This window comes from Amycolatopsis sp. NPDC059021, from assembly GCF_042739895.1.
GTDB lineage: Bacteria > Actinomycetota > Actinomycetes > Mycobacteriales > Pseudonocardiaceae > Amycolatopsis.
In genome coordinates, this window is record NZ_JBHYIQ010000020.1 from 62,977 (window position 1) to 82,008 (window position 19,032).

Sequence of the window (19,032 nt, forward strand, 5' to 3'; positions counted from 1 at the left end):
CTTCACAGCGGTGAGCGCTGTGAAGGAGGCCTTCACGGAACTTCAGCCGAGTTCGCGCAGCCCGGGGACGACCTGCTCGGAGAAGCTCTTGAGGAACCGTTCCTGGTCGTGGCCGGGGCCGTGGAAGACGAGGTGGTTGAATCCGGCCTCCACGTACGGCTTGATCTGCTCGACGGCCTCCGCCGGGTCCGAGGTGACGATCCACCGCCGAGCCACCTGGTCGATCGGCAGCGCGTCGGCGGCACGCTCCATCTCCGCCGGGTCCTCGATGCCGGCCTTCTGCTCCGGCGTCAGCGAAAGCGGTGCCCAGAAGCGGGTGTTCTCCAGCGCCTTCTCGTGGTCCGGGTCGTAGGACAGCTTGATCTCGATCATCTTGTCCACATCGGACAGTGAGCGCCCGTTCGCCTCGGCACCCTCCGCCACGGCGGGCAGCAGCTTGTCGGTGTAGAGCTCCATGCCCTTGCCGCTGGTGCAGATGAAGCCGTCACCCTGCTTCCCGACATACTTCGCCATCACCGGGCCACCGGCGGCGATGTAGATCGGCACGCCGCCCTCTGGCCGGTCGTACACCGTGGCGTCGGTGGTCTGGTAGTACTCGCCTGCGAACGTGACGCGCTCCTCGCGCCACAGCGTGCGCATCAGCTCGACAGCCTCGCGAAGGCGCGCGAAGCGCTCCTTGAACCCCGGCCATTCGATGCGCGCGACGGCGACCTCGTTGAGCGCCTCGCCGCTGCCGATGCCGAGGACGACGCGCCCCGGGTAGAGACAGCCGAGCGTGCCGAACGCCTGCGCCATCACGGCCGGGTTGTACCGGAACGTCGCGGTCAGCACGCTGGTGCCGAGGACGACGCGCGAGGTGCGCTCCCCCACCGCCGAAAGCCACGACAACGAGAACGGGGCATGGCCGCCGGTGTGCCGCCACGGCTGGTAGTGGTCGCTCACCATGACGCTGTCCAGCCCGACCTGCTCGGCGAGCACGGCGTACTCGACGAGTTCGCGCGGGCCGAACTGCTCGGCCGACGCCTTGTACCCGATCTTCAGAGCCATCCGGCTCATCACCACTTTCCTCTGTCCATCCCTGCGCTGCCGCCACCCAAAGTAGTCGCCTCGGGGCAAGCCTTGCCTTGCCGTTGACGTCAACGTTTACCGTCGAGGACATGCGAATCGGTGAACTCGCCCGGCGAGCGGGCACCACGACGCGCGCCCTGCGGTTCTACGAGTCCCAAGGACTGCTCGCGGTGCGCCGCCTGGAGAACGGCTACCGCGAGTACGGCGAAGAGGACGTCCGGCTGGTCAACGAGATCCTGAGCCTGCAGGCCGCGGGACTCAGCCTCGACGACACCCGGCCGTTCGTGGAGTGCCTGCGTGCCGGGCATCCGGCCGGGGACGACTGCGCCGATTCGGTCGAGGTCTACGAGCGCAAGCTCGCGGAGGTCGACGCCTGCCTGGAGCGGCTCAACGCCGTCCGGGCCGGTCTGGTGACGAAGCTGACCGAAGCCATGTCCCGGCAGCCCGATCCGTGCCGGGTGACCCGGCCCGCCCCCGAGGAGTCCTGATGTCCGCACCGACCGCCGACCTCGTCGTCGTCACCGACGCCACCTTCGAGCAGGAAGTGCTCCGGGCAGGCAAGCCCGTCCTGGTGGACTTCTGGGCGCAGTGGTGCCCGCCGTGCCACATGATCGCCCCGGTACTCGCCGAGATCGCCGCCGAGCGGGCGGGCGAACTGCTCGTCCGCAAGTTCAACACCGACGAGAACCCGGTGATCGCGCGGGACTACCAGGTGATGTCGCTGCCCACGCTGATGCTCTTCCGCGACGGTGTGCCGATCCGCTCGATCGTCGGCGCGCGGCCGAAGGCGAAGCTGCTCGCCGAGCTGGATGCCGCGCTGAACTCCTGAAACGCGTTTTCTGTCGGTGCCCGCTGTTAGCGTGCGCACCATGACCTCGGACCCGAAGTCGGACCTGCACCGATACCTCCAGATCGCTCGCGACGCCCTGCTGTGGAAGCTCGACGGGGCGTCGGAGTACGACGTCCGCCGCCCGATGACGCCGACCGGCACCAACCTGCTCGGTCTCGTCAAACACGTGGCCTCCTGCGAGATCGCCTACTTCGGCGACACCTTCGGCAGGCCGTTCGCCGTCCGGCCGGCGTGGTTCGACAAGATCGACGAGGACCCCCATGTCGACATGTGGGCCACCGCCGACGAATCACGTGAGGACATCGTCGAGCTGTACCGCGCGGTGCAGTCCCATTCGGACGCGACGATCGACGCACTGGAGCTGAGCGCGCCGGGCCGCGTCCCGCACTGGCCCGCGGACCGTGCCGAAACCACCCTGCACCAGATCCTCGTGCACATGATCGCCGAGACCGACCGGCACGCGGGCCACGCCGACATCATCCGCGAACTGATGGACGGCAGCGCCGGGCTGCGGAAGGACTCCACCAACCTGACGACCGGCGACGAGGAGTGGTGGAAGAACTACCGGGAGAAGCTGGAGCGCACAGCGAGGGAGGTGGGCGGACTCACGAAGCCTTGAGTGCCTTTTCGAGGTCGGCGCGGTTCATCTTGGACCGGCCCCTGATCCCGCGCTCGCGGGCGAGCCGGTCGAGGTCGGTCTTCGGCAGGTCCGACAGTTTCGGGCCTGTCGTGGCGCGCTTGGCCTTGCCCTGCGCGCTCGTGCTCCGCCTCCCCTTGTCCTGCCTGCCTCGACGGCGGCTGCTCTCGACACTGCGCGAAAGCGCTTCGAACAGGTCGACCACCTTCGTCGGCTCGCCGGGTTCGGACTCGGGCACGACGGTGTCCCCGGACTTCTTCGCCTCGATCAGCTCGCGGACGCGTTCGGTGTAGGTGTCGCGGTACTCCTCGGGCCGCCATTCCTCGGTCATCGCGTCGATGAGGCCGACGGCCATGTCGAGCTCCTTCGCGCGGGTCTTCACCGAGCCGGGCAGCCGCGGCAGATCCTCGGCCGGATCACGCAGGTCGGCGGCGAAATGCAGGGTGTCCAGCAGCAGGACGTCACCGTCGCCCGCCCGCACGAGCGCGAGATACTCCCGGCCGCGCATGACGAACTTCGCGACACCGGCCTTCCCGCTCTGGGCCAGTGCGTCGCGAAGCAGCACATAGGCGCGGTCCGACTCCTCCTTGCCGGGGCCGAGCCAGTAGGTCTTGTCGAACAGCATCGGCTCGACCTCGCCCAGGTCGACGAACGCCTCGACGTCGATGGTCTTCGACCGGCCGGGCGCGATCTCGTCCAGTTCCTTCTGCTCGACCAGGACGTACTCGCCGCCCCCGGTTTCGTAGCCCTTCACGATGTCCTCGAAGGGCACCTCCTTGCCGGTGCGCTCGTTCACCCGCCGGTACCGGATGCGATCACTCGTGCCGCGCTCGAACTGCCGGAACCGCACCGCGTGGTCCTCGATCGCGCTGAACAGCTGGACCGGGACCGTCACCAGCCCGAACGAGAGCGCACCACGCCAGATCGGCCTCGCCATCACGACCTCCTCACGCTCCAAGATCCGGGTTGCCGCGAAATCCGCGTGGCAAACCCTCCCAAAAGTCTGTACACTGTACAGAGTTAATCGCCGAGCATCCCGAGGAGAACCTTTGAAGGTCACGTCCAGCGCTGTCTCGCTCACCGTCGACGACGTCGCCGCGTCGAGCGCGTTCTTCACCCGCCACCTGGGCTATCAGGAGCAGATGGCGGCCGACGGCTTCGCCTCGCTCGGCCGGGACGACGCGGCGATGAACGTCATCTTCCTGCGGCGCGGGCTGGAAATCCTTCCGCCGGGATTCCGCGATCAGCACGCGGCGGGCACGATCGTGGCGCTGGTGGTCGACGACCTCGACGCCGAACTCGCCCGGCTCACCGCCGAAGGCGTGGAGATCACGCTGCCGCTGCGCGAGGAGGAATGGGGCGAGCGGCTGTTCCAGATCACCGATCCCAACGGCGTCGTCGTCGAGCTCGTCCAGTGGGTGACTCCAGGGCCGAAAGCGTGACCGGGCACTCACTCCCGACTTAATGGGGCGGACAGGCTTCCGAGGTCCCGCTAGCCTCGGTCCGCCTGTCCCCCCACCACGAAGGACACTCGATGACTTCCGAACTCGCCGACAAGGACGTCGGCGCGCCCAAGACGTCCCGCCTGTCCCACGGCCTGCGTCAACGGCACCTGACCATGCTCGCGCTGGGCGGGGTCATCGGCTCCGGCCTGTTCGTGGGCTCGGGCGCGGGGATCGCGCTCGCCGGGCCGGGCATCGTCGTATCCTTCGCGCTGGCCGGGCTGCTCGCGCTGCTCGTCATGTTCATGATGGCCGAGATGTCCGCGGCGATGCCTGCCAGCGGCTCGTTCTCCGAACACGCCGAGCGCGCGTTCGGGCCGTGGGCGGGCTTCCTGGTCGGCTGGTTGTACTGGGCGACGCTGGTCATCGTGCTCGCCGTCGAGTCCACCGCCGCCGCGATGATCCTGCACGACTGGATCCCGGCGATGCCGCAGTGGTCGCTCGTGCTCATCGTGATGACGTTGTTCACCGCGGTGAACCTCACGGCGGTGGGCAACTTCGGCGAGTTCGAGTTCTGGCTGGCGATGATCAAGGTCGCCGTGATCGTCGGATTCCTCGTGCTCGGCGTGCTGGCGATCTTCGGGCTGCTGCCCGGCACCGCTTCGCCGGGGCTCACGAACCTGACCGGCGACGGCGGCCTCCTGCCGCACGGCTGGACCGGCGTGGTGAGCGCGCTGCTCGCCGTCGTGTTCGCCTTCGGCGGCCTCGAGGTCATCACCATCGCGGCGGCGGAGTCCGACAACCCGGCCCGCGCCGTCGGCAGGGCGGCACGCAGCGCGTTGTGGCGGATCGGGGTGTTCTACGTCGGTTCGATGATCGTCGTGGTCACCTTGCTGCCGTGGAACGACAGCAAGGTCGGCAAGAGCCCCTTCGTTGCGGTGCTCGAACACCTCGGCATCCCGGCGGCGGGACAGGTGATGAACGTCGTCATCCTGCTGGCCCTGCTGTCGGCGCTGAACGCGAATCTCTACGGGGCCGCGCGAATGGTCTTCTCGCTCGGAAAACGCACCGAGGCACCGCGTCTGCTGACGAAGGTGAGCCCCGGCGGCGTTCCGAGGCCCGCGGTACTGGCCTCGGCGGCGTTCGGATTCGTGGCGGTCGTGCTCAACCTGCTGTGGCCGAAGACGATCTTCCTGTTCCTGCTCAACACCGTCGGCGCGAACCTGCTGCTGGTGTGGATCATGGTCGCCTGCGCCCAGCTGCGGTTGCGCCGCACGCTGCTGCAGGAGCATCCGGACGGGCTTCCGGTGCGGCTGTGGGGTTTCCCGGTGCTGAGCTGGATCGCGCTGGCCGCGATGGCGGCGGTCACGGTGCTCATGCTCACCGACGACGGTTCACGGACGCAGTTGCTCAGCTCGGTCGTGCTTGCCGCGGCGGTACTGGTCATCGCGTTCGTCCGCTCGCGGTTCCGGAAGAAAACCGCCGCTGCCTGATGTCCGAAGCGAACCGTCCGTTCCGCTGGGATCTCGTCCGGCCCGATCAGCTCGGCACGCTGCTCGACGGCGTCCCCGCGCCGGATCTGCCGTTTCTCGACCAGCTGACGGAGTGCGCCGCGAAGGTGCTCGCCCGCAGCGGCGGGGGTGAGATCCACTTCGTCGGGCGCTCGCTGGACAGCGTCTACGACCTGCTCAGCGGCGCGCTCGACGGGACGTCGTGGCTCAGCCGGATCCACCAGCTGCCGCTGTCGGCGGCCTTCGCGCACTGGAATCGCTTCAACGACCAGGAAATCCGGCAGCTGCGCACGAATCTCACCGACGCCGGGGTGTCGCCCGCCGCGATGGCGGGCAGGACACAGCCGACGGTCCTCGCCGACCTCGTCTCGTCCGGCTCGACGTTCGCCGTGCTGTACCACTGGCTCCGCGACTGGATCGATGACGAACGCGTCGCGTGGAACGTCATCCGCCGCAAACTCCGGTTCCTCGGCGTCACGTGCGAGTACAAGACCAGCCCGAACACGTGGCGCTGGCAGCAGGCCCACGCGGACTGGACCGTGGAGCTGCCCGCGAGCGCGATCCAGAACGTCTCACTTGAGCCGGGCGCGTGGAGCTACCTGGCCGATCGGCAGCACAAGCTTACCCCCACCTTCAGCCGGAGGCGCTGGGCTGACGAAAATGTGCGTGCGCCACGGCACGACGAGCGAACGCGGAAGGCGCTCGCGGAGGCGATCGCGCTGGTCGAAGCGGGCCGCCGACGGCATACGCGCGAGTCGCTCGTCCGGCACCTCACCGCCGAACCGGCGATGCGGGAGCGGTGGCTGCGTTCGCTGGTCACCGAACTCCGCTCGGCCCCAAACCGTCCTCTTTAGACATGACAGCAAGCCACTCTTGACATATTGGTACAGACCAGCTGTACGATCATGTGCGATTCGAGGCCATAGCGAACACAAGAGAACATTGTCGGCTTGTCGCCACCACTCGGGAGCCAGCCATGCGTCCTCCGCGTCTCCGCTGCCTGTTCCTCGTCGCGGCCGTGCTCGTCACCCTGCTGAGCACCGTCACCACCGCCTCCGCCGAGCCGGACGGCCCACCGGCGTTCGACACCGGACCCGCCGCCCGCGCGCTCGACCGGCTCCTGCCGGGAAGACACGATCAGATCCGGCTACGCGCGGTGCCGAAGGACGGCGGGGACGCCTACCGGATTTCGGGTCAGCGCGGGCGGATCGTGGTCGAGGGCACCAGCCCGGCGGTGCTGCTCACCGGCGTCCACACCTACCTCCGCGAGGTCGCCAAGGCCGACATCTCCTGGACCGGGCAGCAGCTGAACCTGCCCCGTCGGCTGCCCGCGCCGGACCAGCCGATTCTCCGCCGGGCGGACGTACCGCACCGCTTCGCGTTCAACGACACGAATGACGGCTACACCGCGCCGTACGCGGATTGGGCTTACTGGGAAAGGGAAATCGACGTCCTCGCGCTGCACGGGATCAACGAGGTCCTGGTCTACCTCGGGCAGGACGAGGTCTACCGGCGGACGTTCCGCGAGTTCGGCTACGGCGACGCGGACGTGCGCGCGTGGGTACCCGGGCCAGCGCATCAGCCGTGGTGGTTGCTGCAGAACATGTCCGGGTTCGCCGGGCCCGTCTCGGACCAGTTGCTCGGCAGGCGCATCGCGCTCGCGCGGAAGATCGTCGGCAGGCTGCGCGAACTCGGCATGACCCCGGTGCTCCCCGGCTACTTCGGGACAGTGCCGCCGAAGTTCACCGAACACAACCCCGGCGCCCGTGTCGTCGCGCAAGGCCGCTGGGGCGGCTTCGAGCGGCCGGACTGGCTCGATCCGCGCAACGAGTACTTCGCCAAGGTCGCGGCTTCCTTCTACCGCAACCAAAGCGTGTTGTACGGCGATTCGGCGATGTACAAAATGGACCTGTTGCACGAGGGCGGGAACCCCGGCGACGTCCCGGTGCCCGAGGCCGCGAAGGCCGTCCAGCACGCGCTGCGGAGCGCGCACCCGGACGCCATCTGGGCGATCCTCGGCTGGCAGGCCAATCCGCGACCGGACATCCTCGGCGCCGTCGACCGGAGCCGGATGTTCATCGTGGACGGCCTTTCCGACCGCTACCCGACGGTGACCGACCGCGAGAAGGACTGGCTGGGCACGCCCTACGCGTTCGGCAGCATCTGGAACTTCGGCGGCCACACCGTGCTCGGCGCCAACACCCCGGACTGGGCCCGCCTCTATCCACAGTGGAGGGACAAACCGGGGAGCAAGCTGTCCGGTATCGCGATGATGCCCGAGGGCGCGGACAACAACCCCGCCGCGATGACGCTGCTCACCGACCTCGCCTGGACACCCGGTTCGGTCGATCTCGCGGCCTGGTTCGACCGGTACGCCGAGTCCCGGTACGGAGGCGATGATCCGCACGCGAAGGCGGCGTGGAGCGTGCTCCGCGAAACGGCATACGGGACGACGCGGGACGACAAGTGGAGCGAAGGCGCGGACGGTCTGTACGAGGCCCGGCCGAGCCTGACCACCACGCACGCCGCGGCCTGGAGCCCGGATCACCTCCGGTACGACCCGGCGAAGTTCGAGCGCGCGCTGACCGAGCTGCTCCAGGTTTCGCCGTCGCTGCGGCGGAGTTCGGCCTACCGGTACGACCTGGTCGACGTCGCGCGCCAGGTGCTGGCCAACCGGAGCCGGGAACTGCTGCCACGGATCAAGGCCGCCTACGACGCGAAGGACCGCGCGCGCTTCGGTGAGCTGACCGCGACCTGGCTGCGTCAAATGGATCTGCTGGACCAGGTGCTCGGCACCGACGAGCACTTCCTGCTCGGCCGCCGGCTCGAATCGGCGCGTGCGGCGGGCGCTTCACCGTCCGAAAAGGACCTTCTGGAGTTCGACGCCCGCTCGATCCTCACCGTGTGGGGAACCCGGAACAGCGACGCCGAGGGCCTGCACGACTACGCCAACCGCGAATGGGCCGGACTCGTCGGCGGCTTCTACGCGAACCGCTGGCGGACGTACTTCGCCGAACTGGACACCGCACTGGCCGAGCACCGCGCGCCGCGGCCGATCGACTGGTTCGCGCTGGAGGACCAGTGGACACACGGCCACCAGCGCTACCCCGCACATCCGACCGGCGATGCCTACTCGGCCGCATCACAGGTACTCGCAGGCGTGGGGACCCGTTCCTGAACGGACGACACGCGTACCCAGACGGACGACACGCGTACCGGGATGGACGACACGAGCGAGTCGCCGTGTCGTCCACCTAGGTACGCGAGTTCGCTCTCAGGGAAGCAGCGCGTGCAGGGCTTTCGCGGCCCCGGGGGCGAGCAGGTTGACGAAGGTCGGCGTGACGCCCAGCGGCGTCGCGTATCCGGTCAACGTCGTACCGCCGTGGACGACCCGCTTCTTCGTGACGTCGAACCAGAGCCCGCTCGGCAGGACCACGTCGCGGCTGGTGCCCGCGCCCAGCTGCGGCGCGGCCAGCACGGCGGGGCCGAGCATCCACTCATCGTCCACTGTGTACGTTCGCTGGTCGGCGGGGAAGTCGAAGAACAACGGCCGCATGATCGGATCGCCGGTCTTCAGCGTGGACTGCACCTGATCCCAGATGTAGGGCGCCAGGCGCTGGTGGGTCCGCACCGCCGCGCGATAGCGGTCGATGGTCTCCTGGTCGTAGACCACGTGCTTGCCGGTCGTCACGTCCCAGGTGTCCACCGGCGACGTCGAGGAGTACATCTGCGGCATCAGCGCGGCCGACTGCGCCCAGCGGATCAGCACCTCCTTCGAGGGCGGCGGATCGCTGAGCGAGCCGCCGATCATGTCGGTCTCGACGAACGGGTAGCCCACGGTCGAGATCGCGAGGTTCTGGGTGACCGAGGCCTTGACGGAGTTCCAGCCGGTCCCCTTGTCCTCCTGGCGGATCGTCATCCCGCTCCGGTGCGCCTCCGGCGTCCAGTGCACCCGGATGCCGGCGCCCTGCAGGTCGAACTGATCGGCCATTTCCGCGCCGAGACGCTGGTAGTCCGAGCGCTGCTTGCCGCCGCTGGGCGCGCACCGGTCGTCGAAGAAACGGGTGTCGAACTTGAAGCCGTCGATCCGGTACTTCGCCATCAAACCGCGAAGATTGTTCTCGTACCACGACTTCGCGGCCGGGTTCGCTAGGTCGATGATCCCGGCCTCGCCGTTCCACCAGGTCACCTTGCACGGTTTGGCCGGATCGGCGCGGTCCCCGAGCAGATAGCCGTGGTCGACGGCGTACTGGTAGTTCGCCGAGTCCAGGTTGATCCACAGCGTCACCCACACACCGAAGTCGAAGCCGAGGTCGTGGATGCGGTCCGACATCGCCTTCGGATCGGGGAACGTCGTGGCGTCGAAGGTGAGATTCCCGTAGTGGGATTCCCATTTGTCGTCGAGCTGGATGGTGTGCCCCGGTTCGCGGTTGGCGTGCAGCTTTTCCGCGTAGTCCAGCAGTTTCGCCTGATCGACCTTAGTGTAGAACTGCGCCCACGAGTTCCACAGCGGTTCGCTGAACTGCCGGTAGGTGCTGTCGCTCTTGGCCGGTTTGCCGACGATCCCGACGTAGTCGCGGTACACCTCCAGCGGAGTGTCCTCGACGAACACCGTCGCCTGGTAGGTCCCGCCGCGCTGGACGACGAACCGGCCGAGGCCGTCGCCGCCGTCGTTGATGCCGACATCCATCACCTCGCCGGTGTCGACCCACAGCCCGGTGGCGGACGAGGTGTACCAGAACGGGTCGATCATCGCGTACGACGCGGGGCTGAAAGCCTTGTCCCGCACGGTTCCGCGCTCCAGCGGCCACGGCTGGTCGACGCCGGGGCCGCCCTGCGGCGTGGCCGTCTCGCCGTGGCCGTACCAGTGCCCGGCGGAGCCGAGGTCGTAGGTCAGGCCGAGCTTGTCGGCGGTTCCGCCGTGCAGGTCCCAGGCCAGCGCGTACCGGTCGGCGCCAGGGGTGAGCCGCAGTTCGGCGGTGGTCCCGGGCGCGGTGGTGTCCGCGGTGATCCGCAGGGTGCCGTCGCGCCAGGTCCAGCCGGTCACCTTCGTCGCGTGCTGCCAGGTGTTCCCGGTGGCGAACCGGAGTGTCCCGGTGTCACCGCCGGTGCTCCGCAGCACCGTCCGGCCGTCACGGGACGTGGTGATCCGCAACGCGTCCTTCGTGACGGACACGGTGTATCCGGGCGCGCCCGCGGAGCGCGCGACCTGCACTTCGACGGCGTTCGCGGCCTCGGTGACGGTGGGGCCGGGCTGCGCGGCGGCGGGGGACGGGACAGCCAGCATCAGGGCGCCGGTGGAGAGCGCGGTGAGCCAGCTGATCCAGGGACGGGGTGAACGCATTCGAGCCTCCGGCTGCACACAGTCCAGATGAGCAATACTGTTCGAACGCATGAAGTTTTGAACAGTATCGCTCACCAGGTGGAGTGTGTCCAGACCAGTGAGGCGTCCGCCCGGCACGCCGGTAACGGAGGATCACCCGGCCGACGATGTGCACAGTGGATCAGCCGACGAACGGACGGGACCGAAAGCTGATGTCCACACCGGAACTCGAACACGACGTCGCGGCGGAGAGACGCCCGCGGCACGGACTGGCGATCGCGTCCGTTTCCCTCAGCACCGTCGCGGCGGTCCTCGCGCTGGCGACCTGGGTGGCCTGGCTGGTCGTCCGGGCGCAGATGCAGGGGGTGCCGCCGTACTCCTGGATCAGCCAGGTGTTCGTGCTCGTCCTCGGCGCGCTGTGGTTCGCCATGATCCCGGCGGGCGTCCTCTCGATCGTCTTCGGCTACTTCGCCGGGGCCCGCCTCCAGACCGGGTCGAACGCGTCACGGCTCGGGCTCTACCTCGGACTGCTCACCGTCGCGATCGCACTGGCCGGGGCGGCGGTGTTCACCCTCACGCCGTCGGCGTGGACCACCCCGGACTCCCTCCTCCCACCGGGAACCTACGGAACATTTTTCAACCACTGATTCCCGGCGCGCGAAATCAGTTGCCCGACGATGTGCATATATCGCGGCGGACTTCGGTGGGTAACCTTCTCACCCGCCCGTGTCGCCTACGTGGGTGAAGACCACGCCTCCGGGGTTTTCCCGCCCTGTCAAGGACTCCCCGCACCGCGCCGATCCGTTACTGTGCCGATATTCCATGGACCGCAGCGAACGGAGTCGCCCAGTGGGGGTGCACCGGATCTGGCACGACGGGCTGATTCCCGTCGAAGGGAAACGCCCGCTCGATTCCCTGCGCAACAGGCTGGTTTCCCGGCAGCGCGAGCAGGAGACACCCGCCTACGAGGTCGCCGATCCCGGCTGCTCCGACGACGGCGGCGAGCGGCGCTGCGACCTGAAATTCTCCTGGGACGACAAGGAAGGCCGCTACTCCGTCCAGGTGTTGCTGGCGTTGCGGTACACCGCGGGCGAGGACCGGATCGCCTGGCTGCTCGCGGCCGCCTGCACCCGGCCGTGGCGTACCAGCATCGAAGCGCCCGCGCATCGGATAGGACTGGAGGAACTCGGCGCGAGCGGCTGCGACGAGATCCCGCTCGACGGGCCGTCGCTGAGTCTCCGTGGCTGGCCCCGCGAGGAATGCGACCGGGTCGCCGATCTCCTGGCGGAGGCGATGGTCTCGCCGCGGCGGACCACGGCGCTGCTGATCATCAGCGACGACCACGCGATCCCGGTCGACGGCTGGCCGGGACTGGTGAACGTGTTCGACGTCGACGACCGGTTCCGCCGTTCGCTCAACGGTTGCCTCCCCCTCGGCTGCGCCGTCCCGGCGGGCGCCCGGCTGTTCGTCCCGCCCTGCGACGAGCTCCCGGACATCATCCAGACCGAGACGCCCACCCCGGAAATGCTCGGCCTCGCCATCAGCCAGCAGATCCAGGCCAGGAGCCGGAGTCCCCTCCCCGAGTACTGGGCGGAAGTACCTTCGGTACGGGAATGGTGGTCGGCGGATCCGTTCACCAAGGCGGAACCGTCGCCGGACGCGGCGCTCGCGGAGAAGCTGCGCAACGTGGAGCGCGAACTCGCCGAAGCTCGCGGCGTCATTTCGATTCTCCGCAAACGTTCGGCCGCGGACGAGGCCGAACGCGCCCGCGCCGTCGCGGAATCGAAGCACCTGCGCTCCCGGATCGAGGAGCTCTCCGCCGTCGACGCGGATACGCTCCACGCCCAGATCAGCCAGCTTCAGTCCACAATGGACCACTACGCCAAGGCGTTCGAGGAGGTCGAGCACGAGCGGGACGATCTGCGGCGCACCAACGGTTTGCTCGCCGGCGCGCTCGCGCGGATCACCGGGACCGACGAGACCGGGAGCGACGGCAGGGAGCCCGCCGAGTTCCCCAGCTTCGCGGAACTCTTCGAAACCGCGTCGAAGGCACTCACCAACCTCGACATCACCGCCGAACTCGGCCCGACCACGATCCTCGACCACCATCCGAAGGCCGCGGCGTGGCGGCGCAAGGCCTGGGACGCCCTGCGCACGCTCGACGCGTACGCCGGTGCCCGCAACACGATCCGGCGATCGGGCCGCGAACCCGGCCCGGAACTGTGCGACGTGCTCGCGTTCGCCCGCACCGGCCAGCCGGGGTCCCTGATCAGCGCCAACATCATCGCGCTGACCGAATCGGAGACCGTGACCACCAACGAACGGCTCCGCCAGGCCCGCACGTTCCGCGTCAGCCCGGACACGAACCCGACCGGGAGGGAGTACTTCGGCGCGCACATCGCGCTGGAACGCTTCAAACCACCCGCGCCGCGCCTGCACTTCCTCGACGACACCGACCACACGGGACACATCTACGTCGGCTACCTCGGCGCCCATCTGCCCACGTCCAAAACGAACTGAGTTCGGCCTCGGGAGTGTGGGCCGGGGCGGTGCGATGAGCTGACCGGCGCTCTAGCGGAGCCGCTGGCCGGCCCAGTCGGCGAAGGAGGTCAGCGGAACGCCGAAACGGGCCGCGATCGCGGGCGTGGCAGTGATTTCGGCGTTGTTCATGGCCACCTGGTTGTCGATCAGCTCTGGCAGCATCCCGCGCGCTTTGCCCTGTTCGGGGGTGACGGCCTCCACCCGGGTCGGAGTTCCTGCCGCCGTCAGGGCCGCGGTCATCTCGTTCAGCGACAGCACTTCACCGGCCAGTTCGATCGCGTGCCCGTGGAATCGGTGCGGGTCGGCGAACGCGGCAGCCGCGGCGGAGCCGATGTCCTGCACCGCGACCACCGCCAGCGGCTTGTCCGGGTCGACCGCGGTCACGATCGTCTCGCCGGTCAGGTTCTCGAACCAGATCGACGGCCGGGTCAGGTTCGACATGAAGAACGCCGGCCGGATCTCTGTCCACGAGGCGAACCCCGCGTCCGGCAGCGCCTGGCCTACCACGGCCTTGCTCTCCCAGTAGCGCGCATTTCCCCACTCGCCTGCCTTTCCCAGTGCGGCTTGCCGAAGGAAGCTGCCGAGCCTGGCCACCGACGAGTGCACGAACTGCGAAACGCCGGCCCGGCGTGCTGCCTCGACCAGGTTCAGACCGCCGACCCGTTCGACGTCCGAGGCGAGGTCGTTGATGTCCGGCGTCTGCACCGAGAACACCGCCCGAGCACCACTCAGCGCCGGTTCCAGCGAAGCGCGGTCGGTCAGATCGCCGGTGACGAGTTCCGCGCCGGCGGCCGCGAGCGACTTCGCCGCGTCCGACCCGGGCTGCCGGACCAGCGCCCGCACCGGCACGCCATCCGCAAGCAACCGCCGCGCCACGGATCCACCCTGCCGACCGGTCGCACCGGTCACCACTACCACGTCTGTCATCTCATCTCCCACCATAACTGGGGTATGACCCCACTTAATGCTTGCTAAAATATGGGGTGTCACCCCACTTTTCAAGCCGGAGTTGTCGATGAGGACCCTGCGAGCCGACGCCCGGCGCAGCCGCGAGCAGATCGTGCAGGCGGCCGAGACCGCGTTCCGGCGGTACGGCGCCGACGCCTCACTCGAGGCGATCGCGAAGGACGCTGGAGTCGGATCAGCCACTCTGCACCGCCACTTTCGGTCCCGGCGCCAGCTGGCGGAGGCAGTGTTCCAGGAGCGCACGGAGGCGGTCGCCGCGGTCGCCGACCGCCTGAAGGCCGAGCGGGAACCGGGTCCGGCGCTCGTTCACTGGCTTCGGGCGGCACTGGAGTACGCGGTGGCGAACCGTGGACTGGTGATGACCCTGCTGCCACCGTCGGACGAAGACACCGCCACGAAGGTCTGCGGCCATCAGATCCTTGCCGCCGCGGCGGATTCCCTGCTGAGCGCCGCTCAAGCGGCCGGCGCGGTGCGTGCGGACGTCACCGTGGCCGACACGCTGGCGTTGGTCAACGCGATGTCGCTACTCGCAGAGCAGGATGCCACCGCGGACGTTCACCACTTACTCGAATTGGCGATCACCGGCATCGGTCCCAGCCCGAGCGGGCCGGGCTCGTCCCGGCCCGCAGCCGGGGAAATGCCGCGGACTTGAGGCCGGTCTTGGCAACCTGCCAGGCTGAGCGCGTTCGATTCCCTCTCGTGCCTTGGAGATCGTGATGCGCGCAGGCGTCGTAGTCACCGCACACCCAGGTGTGGAAGACCTCGCCGTCCGGGCCGAGGAACTGGGCCTGCACAGCTTCTGGCTCAACGACACCCCGATGGTCCACGGCGACCCCTTCGTCGCCTTGAGCCTGTGCGCGAAGGCCACCCGCCGCATCAAGCTCGGCATCGGCGTGACGTCCCCGGCGCTGCGCTCGGCCCCGGCCGCCGCGAGCGGGTTCGCCAGCCTCAACGCACTGGCACCGGGCCGGATCATCTGCGGGGTCGGCACCGGGAACACCGCCCGGCGCACCCTGGGCATGCCGCCTGCCACGGCGGCCACGCTGGAGAAGTTCACCGCCGCCCTGCAGGACCTGTGCGCCGGACGCCCGACCGGATACCGCGAAGGCGACCGGGTCCGCGACATCCGGTTCCTGCACACCGGCGCGCACGTGAACACCACCGACCCGATCGAGTTCGTCGTGGCCGCGCTCGGGCCGAAAGCCGCGGCCGTCGCCGGCCGCCGCGGCACCGGCCTCATCTCCTTCGGCCTGCTGGACCCCGCCGCCTGGCACGCCCTGCACCACGCCCGCCGCCAGGCCGCCCAGGGCACATCCCACGACCCCGGCTCCCGCACGGACTCCTACCTGGTCACCGCGCTGCACATACTCGGCGAGGACGAGGACCCCCACGGCGACGCGGCCCGGGACGCGACCGGCCACCTCGTGCTGTCACTGCTGGCCTTCGCCGCCGACACGGCCGCCGACACACCCGCCTTCGCCGACCAACTCGGCTCCGAAGAACGCGAAGCGGTGCGGCGGCTCCTCGACCGGCGTGGCACCACCGCGACCGCACCGGACCGGCACACCAAGCTCTACCCCGGCTATCTCGGACGCATCGCACCGCGAGATCGGGACCTGATCCTGCCCTCGCTGATGGACACCCTCGCCCTGGTCGGCACCCGCGACGACCTCCGCACCCGCATCACCGCCCTGGAACAAGCGGGCATCGACGAACTCCTCATCCAACCGGTGACGGACCCGCCCGCCGAGATGACGCGGCTCGCCGAACTCCTCGCCTGAGCAGAGACACGGAATCCCTGCCGCTGCCCCGCTATCGGGCGTCGCGCGGTGACAGGCGCCGGGTGATCCGGCCGAACAGCTCCGTCAGCGGCTCGCCGACCTCCCGGCCGAACTCGGTCAGCCCGTAGGTGACCTGAGGTGGCGTCGCCGGCTCGACTCGCCGCCAGACCAGGCCGTCGGCGACCAGCGCGCGCAGGGACTGGGCGAGCATCTTCTCGCTGACACCCTGGATGCTCTCGCGCAGTTCGTAGAACCGGAGGTCGTTGCCCTGCAAGGAGATCAGCACCCAGATGCCCCATCGGCTGGTCACGTGGCCGACCACGTCACGCGCGGGGCAGTCGGTGTGAAACACCTCATACCTCGCCCCGGAATCGACCTGGGTGAGCTGCACGCCTTCCGCCACGTAGTGAGCTTACCCGAAGGTATGTCCTTACTAAAAGTTAGTCCGGTCTCCTAGCGTCTCGGCCACGGAGAACATTCGGACGAAGGAGTTGTTCATGATCGTGGTGACCGGGGCTACCGGGAACGTGGGCCGGCCGTTGACGCAGGCACTGGCCGAGGCGGGGCAGCAGGTGACGGCGGTGTCGCGGAACGCCGCGGCGGTGCCGGACGGCGTCCGCCACGTGGTGGCCGACCTGACCGAGCCGGGCGGCCTCGAACCCGCGCTGGCCGGGGCGAAGGCGTTGTACCTGCTGCTGCCGAGCGACCTGCACGATGCCGGAGCCACCCCGGCCGGCGTCATCCGCCAGGCCGCGGCAGGCGGGGTCCGCCGGGTCGTCCTGCAAACCTCGCTGGCCGTGACGACCAGACCCCACGGCCCGACGCGGATCGCGATGCGCGAGCTGGAGGACACGCTGCGGGAGTCCGGTCTGGACTGGGCCATTGTGCGGCCGGGCGGCTTCGCCTCCAATGCCTTGTGGTGGGCCGAATCCGTCCGCGCCCAGCGGGTCGTCGCCGCTCCCTTCGGCGACACCGGGGTGCCGATCATCGACCCGGCGGACATCGCCGAGGTCGCCGCGGCCTGCCTGCTGGACGACCGGCACACCGGCGCCGTCTACGAGCTGACCGGACCGGAGGTGATCACACCGCGCGGGCAGACGGAGGCCATCGCCGCCGCGCTGGGCTCACCGGTGCGGTTCCACGAGCTCACCCGCGAGGAAGCCAAGGCGGGCATGACGCGGAGCATGCCCGCCGAACTCGCCGACGACACCCTGGACATCCTCGGCGCCCCGACCCCGGCCGAGATGCGCGTCAGCCCGGACGTCCAGCGGGTCCTCGGCCGCGCCCCGCGTTCGTTCGCCGACTGGGCCGCCCGCAACGTCGCCGCGTTCCGCTGAGCCCGGCCGGCGCCACGGAACTGCTAGGATGCGGATGTCGGCGCCTTCACCGGATCTGCCCGGCGACTGATCTCGACTGCGGTGTCCCCATTCTGCCCGCATCGACCCGCTCCCCGCGCTTCACAGCGAAGAGCATCTCGAACGCCTCGGCGTCCCCATGAGATCCGGTTCCGGACGCGTCGTCCTGTCCTCGAGGCCGCACAGGTTAGCCGGCCGCGCAAAGAAACGGAGTGAAACCCATGAGCACCACCAGAATGACCGACGGCGGCGAACGAGCGCTCCTCGAGAACATGCTCGATCGCAACCGCGAGGCCCTGATCGAGACCGCTCGCGGCCTTTCCGAAGCGGACGCCCGCCGCCGGCTCGTCGCTTCACTCACGACGCCGATCTCGGTGCTCAAGCACGCCGCGGCCGCCGAACGAATCTGGTTCCAGCGGTTCTGGGCGGGTCTCGACGAATCCGAATGCGACGGATACTCGAAGCGGGACGAGGGCACTTTCACCGTCACGGACGACGAAACCTTGGCCGACGTGATCGCCGAGTACGAACGGGCGAGCCGGCGATCGCGGGAGATCGCCGCCCGTTTCGACCTCGACGACACGAAGGAGATTCCCCGGGAAGGAACGATCAGCATGCGCTTCACGCTGCTCGCCATGATCGAAGAATTCGCCCGGCACGCGGGACACGGCGACATCCTTCGCGAGCAGATCGAGGGGGCCCCGCACCGGAAGCCGAACCGCTGAGACTTCGGTGCCGGGTGCCGCTTTTCCCATGCCAGGGCACTTTTGCCGTGGCGGCCGTGACCACGAGCGGACGACGCTTCCGTTGTCCTGTCGACGGGTTTGGGAGGGGATGATGATGGTGATACGTCGGACGGCGGGATGGTGTGCCGTGGCGGCCGCGGTCGGGATCACGACACTGACCGGTGTGACGGACGCTTCGGCAGCGGACACGATGAACTGGACTTATCGGTCCTACGGGTCCACTGTGGACAAAGCGGTGTCGGCCGTCCAGACGCTGAAGGCGACGTTCGGCGGAACCCGCTGCACCGGTGTCACCGCAGGGGGCTCGCCGGTGAACTTCGGCTTCGAAGCCGTTACCCAGTGCCAGATCCCGAAGTTCAGCACCGAGAACATGGTGTACTGGGGCTTCTCGGCCAGCGGCAACACGGTGGATTCCGCGCAGGCCGCGGCACTCGAGATCGCGCGCAGATCGGGCGGGCCCGGCATCACGATGTGCTCCGCGTATGGCCAATCGATCAGCGTCGATGGCGGAGTCGCGATGTCCATCAGGTGTTACGTGGCCAAGATCGACGTCAACCAGTACCTGATCTGGAGCTACCAGGGGGCAGGCACCACGATAGATTCGGCGATGAACTCCGCGGTCGCCTTTGTCGGATCCGGCGACCGTTTCTGCACCGGCGGCGGCGCCAGTGCCACCACCGATGGCAACTGGAAAACCGGGATCCAGTGCTACACACCGAAATAGCACACACGGTGAAGCCGGGGGGGGCGCGCACGCGCGCTCGGGCCACGCCCGCGCCGTGGGTCGGGGTGGTGTTTGGTCGCGGTCGGGA

At 68.8% G+C, this 19,032-nt stretch carries 19 protein-coding genes; 14 read left to right on the plus strand and 5 right to left on the minus strand.

Features of this window, described 5'->3' with window-relative positions; all coding sequences use genetic code 11:
* Positions 1-42: 42 nt before the first annotated feature.
* The gene (gene fgd, locus ACFWX1_RS14680) at positions 43-1,047 is read right to left on the minus strand and encodes a glucose-6-phosphate dehydrogenase (coenzyme-F420) (protein WP_378387515.1); all 1,005 of its coding nucleotides are present in this window, start codon (positions 1,045-1,047) and stop codon (positions 43-45) included.
* A 110-nt stretch (positions 1,048-1,157) separates the two neighbouring features.
* Between fgd and ACFWX1_RS14685 the strand changes: the two genes are divergently transcribed.
* Genes ACFWX1_RS14685 through ACFWX1_RS14695 form a run of 3 tightly spaced genes read left to right on the plus strand, consistent with a single transcriptional unit; the run spans position 1,158 to position 2,537 of the window.
* A complete protein-coding gene (locus ACFWX1_RS14685; protein ID WP_378387406.1) occupies positions 1,158-1,556 on the plus strand; it encodes a MerR family transcriptional regulator in 399 nt (132 codons plus the stop codon).
* Positions 1,556-1,897: a thioredoxin gene (gene trxA / locus ACFWX1_RS14690; protein ID WP_378387408.1), complete on the plus strand. Its 342-nt coding sequence runs from the start codon at positions 1,556-1,558 to the stop codon at positions 1,895-1,897. The genes ACFWX1_RS14685 and trxA overlap by 1 nt, the downstream gene beginning before the upstream one ends.
* A gap of 40 nt (positions 1,898-1,937) precedes the next feature.
* Positions 1,938-2,537 (plus strand): DinB family protein, encoded by a 600-nt coding sequence (locus tag ACFWX1_RS14695; RefSeq protein ID WP_378387410.1) that lies wholly within the window; start codon positions 1,938-1,940, stop codon positions 2,535-2,537.
* Here the strand turns inward: ACFWX1_RS14695 and ACFWX1_RS14700 are convergent.
* Positions 2,524-3,492: a Ku protein gene (locus ACFWX1_RS14700; RefSeq protein WP_378387412.1), complete on the minus strand. Its 969-nt coding sequence runs from the start codon at positions 3,490-3,492 to the stop codon at positions 2,524-2,526. The genes ACFWX1_RS14695 and ACFWX1_RS14700 overlap by 14 nt on opposite strands.
* Positions 3,493-3,604: 112 nt before the next feature.
* On the opposite strand from ACFWX1_RS14700, the gene ACFWX1_RS14705 reads away from it, so the two are divergent.
* The 4 genes from ACFWX1_RS14705 (at position 3,605) to ACFWX1_RS14720 (ending at position 8,686) form a co-directional block, all read left to right on the plus strand.
* Positions 3,605-3,997 (plus strand): VOC family protein, encoded by a 393-nt coding sequence (locus ACFWX1_RS14705; RefSeq protein ID WP_378387414.1) that lies wholly within the window; start codon positions 3,605-3,607, stop codon positions 3,995-3,997.
* 92 nt (positions 3,998-4,089) lie between these two features.
* Complete coding sequence (locus tag ACFWX1_RS14710) at positions 4,090-5,490, plus strand: amino acid permease (protein ID WP_378387416.1); 1,401 nt, start codon at positions 4,090-4,092, stop codon at positions 5,488-5,490.
* A complete protein-coding gene (locus ACFWX1_RS14715) occupies positions 5,490-6,362 on the plus strand; it encodes a hypothetical protein (protein WP_378387418.1) in 873 nt (290 codons plus the stop codon). Before ACFWX1_RS14710 ends, ACFWX1_RS14715 begins: the two co-directional genes overlap by 1 nt.
* 122 nt (positions 6,363-6,484) lie before the next feature.
* Entirely contained in the window at positions 6,485-8,686 is a 2,202-nt protein-coding gene (locus ACFWX1_RS14720; RefSeq protein ID WP_378387420.1) for an alpha-N-acetylglucosaminidase, read from the plus strand.
* A 96-nt stretch (positions 8,687-8,782) separates the two neighbouring features.
* On the opposite strand, the gene ACFWX1_RS14725 is transcribed toward ACFWX1_RS14720, so the two are convergent.
* Positions 8,783-10,852: a TIM-barrel domain-containing protein gene (locus ACFWX1_RS14725; protein ID WP_378387422.1), complete on the minus strand. Its 2,070-nt coding sequence runs from the start codon at positions 10,850-10,852 to the stop codon at positions 8,783-8,785.
* Positions 10,853-11,007: 155 nt separating this feature from the next.
* Here ACFWX1_RS14725 and ACFWX1_RS14730 point away from each other — a divergent pair, with 155 nt between their 5' ends.
* Positions 11,008-11,478 carry a hypothetical protein gene (locus ACFWX1_RS14730; protein ID WP_378387424.1) on the plus strand — a complete coding sequence of 157 codons (471 nt, stop codon included), beginning with the start codon at positions 11,008-11,010 and terminating at the stop codon, positions 11,476-11,478.
* A 202-nt stretch (positions 11,479-11,680) separates the two neighbouring features.
* Entirely contained in the window at positions 11,681-13,351 is a 1,671-nt protein-coding gene (locus ACFWX1_RS14735; protein ID WP_378387426.1) for a hypothetical protein, read from the plus strand.
* 51 nt (positions 13,352-13,402) lie between these two features.
* On the opposite strand, the gene ACFWX1_RS14740 is transcribed toward ACFWX1_RS14735, so the two are convergent.
* Positions 13,403-14,299: an NmrA family NAD(P)-binding protein gene (locus tag ACFWX1_RS14740; protein WP_378387427.1), complete on the minus strand. Its 897-nt coding sequence runs from the start codon at positions 14,297-14,299 to the stop codon at positions 13,403-13,405.
* 88 nt (positions 14,300-14,387) lie between these two features.
* Between ACFWX1_RS14740 and ACFWX1_RS14745 the strand changes: the two genes are divergently transcribed.
* The gene (locus ACFWX1_RS14745; protein WP_378387429.1) at positions 14,388-14,990 is read left to right on the plus strand and encodes a TetR/AcrR family transcriptional regulator; all 603 of its coding nucleotides are present in this window, start codon (positions 14,388-14,390) and stop codon (positions 14,988-14,990) included.
* Between the two features lie 64 nt (positions 14,991-15,054).
* Entirely contained in the window at positions 15,055-16,119 is a 1,065-nt protein-coding gene (locus tag ACFWX1_RS14750) for an LLM class flavin-dependent oxidoreductase (protein ID WP_378387431.1), read from the plus strand.
* A gap of 31 nt (positions 16,120-16,150) precedes the next feature.
* Here the strand turns inward: ACFWX1_RS14750 and ACFWX1_RS14755 are convergent, their stop codons facing one another.
* Positions 16,151-16,522: a winged helix-turn-helix transcriptional regulator gene (locus tag ACFWX1_RS14755; protein ID WP_378387433.1), complete on the minus strand. Its 372-nt coding sequence runs from the start codon at positions 16,520-16,522 to the stop codon at positions 16,151-16,153.
* A gap of 94 nt (positions 16,523-16,616) precedes the next feature.
* Between ACFWX1_RS14755 and ACFWX1_RS14760 the strand changes: the two genes are divergently transcribed.
* The 3 genes from ACFWX1_RS14760 to ACFWX1_RS14770 all read left to right on the plus strand — a co-directional run bounded on the left by ACFWX1_RS14760 (position 16,617) and on the right by ACFWX1_RS14770 (position 18,944).
* Entirely contained in the window at positions 16,617-17,456 is an 840-nt protein-coding gene (locus tag ACFWX1_RS14760; RefSeq protein ID WP_378387435.1) for an SDR family oxidoreductase, read from the plus strand.
* 239 nt (positions 17,457-17,695) lie between these two features.
* Positions 17,696-18,199 carry a DinB family protein gene (locus ACFWX1_RS14765; protein WP_378387437.1) on the plus strand — a complete coding sequence of 168 codons (504 nt, stop codon included), beginning with the start codon at positions 17,696-17,698 and terminating at the stop codon, positions 18,197-18,199.
* 184 nt (positions 18,200-18,383) lie between these two features.
* Positions 18,384-18,944 (plus strand): hypothetical protein, encoded by a 561-nt coding sequence (locus tag ACFWX1_RS14770; RefSeq protein WP_378387439.1) that lies wholly within the window; start codon positions 18,384-18,386, stop codon positions 18,942-18,944.
* Positions 18,945-19,032 lie beyond the last annotated feature (88 nt).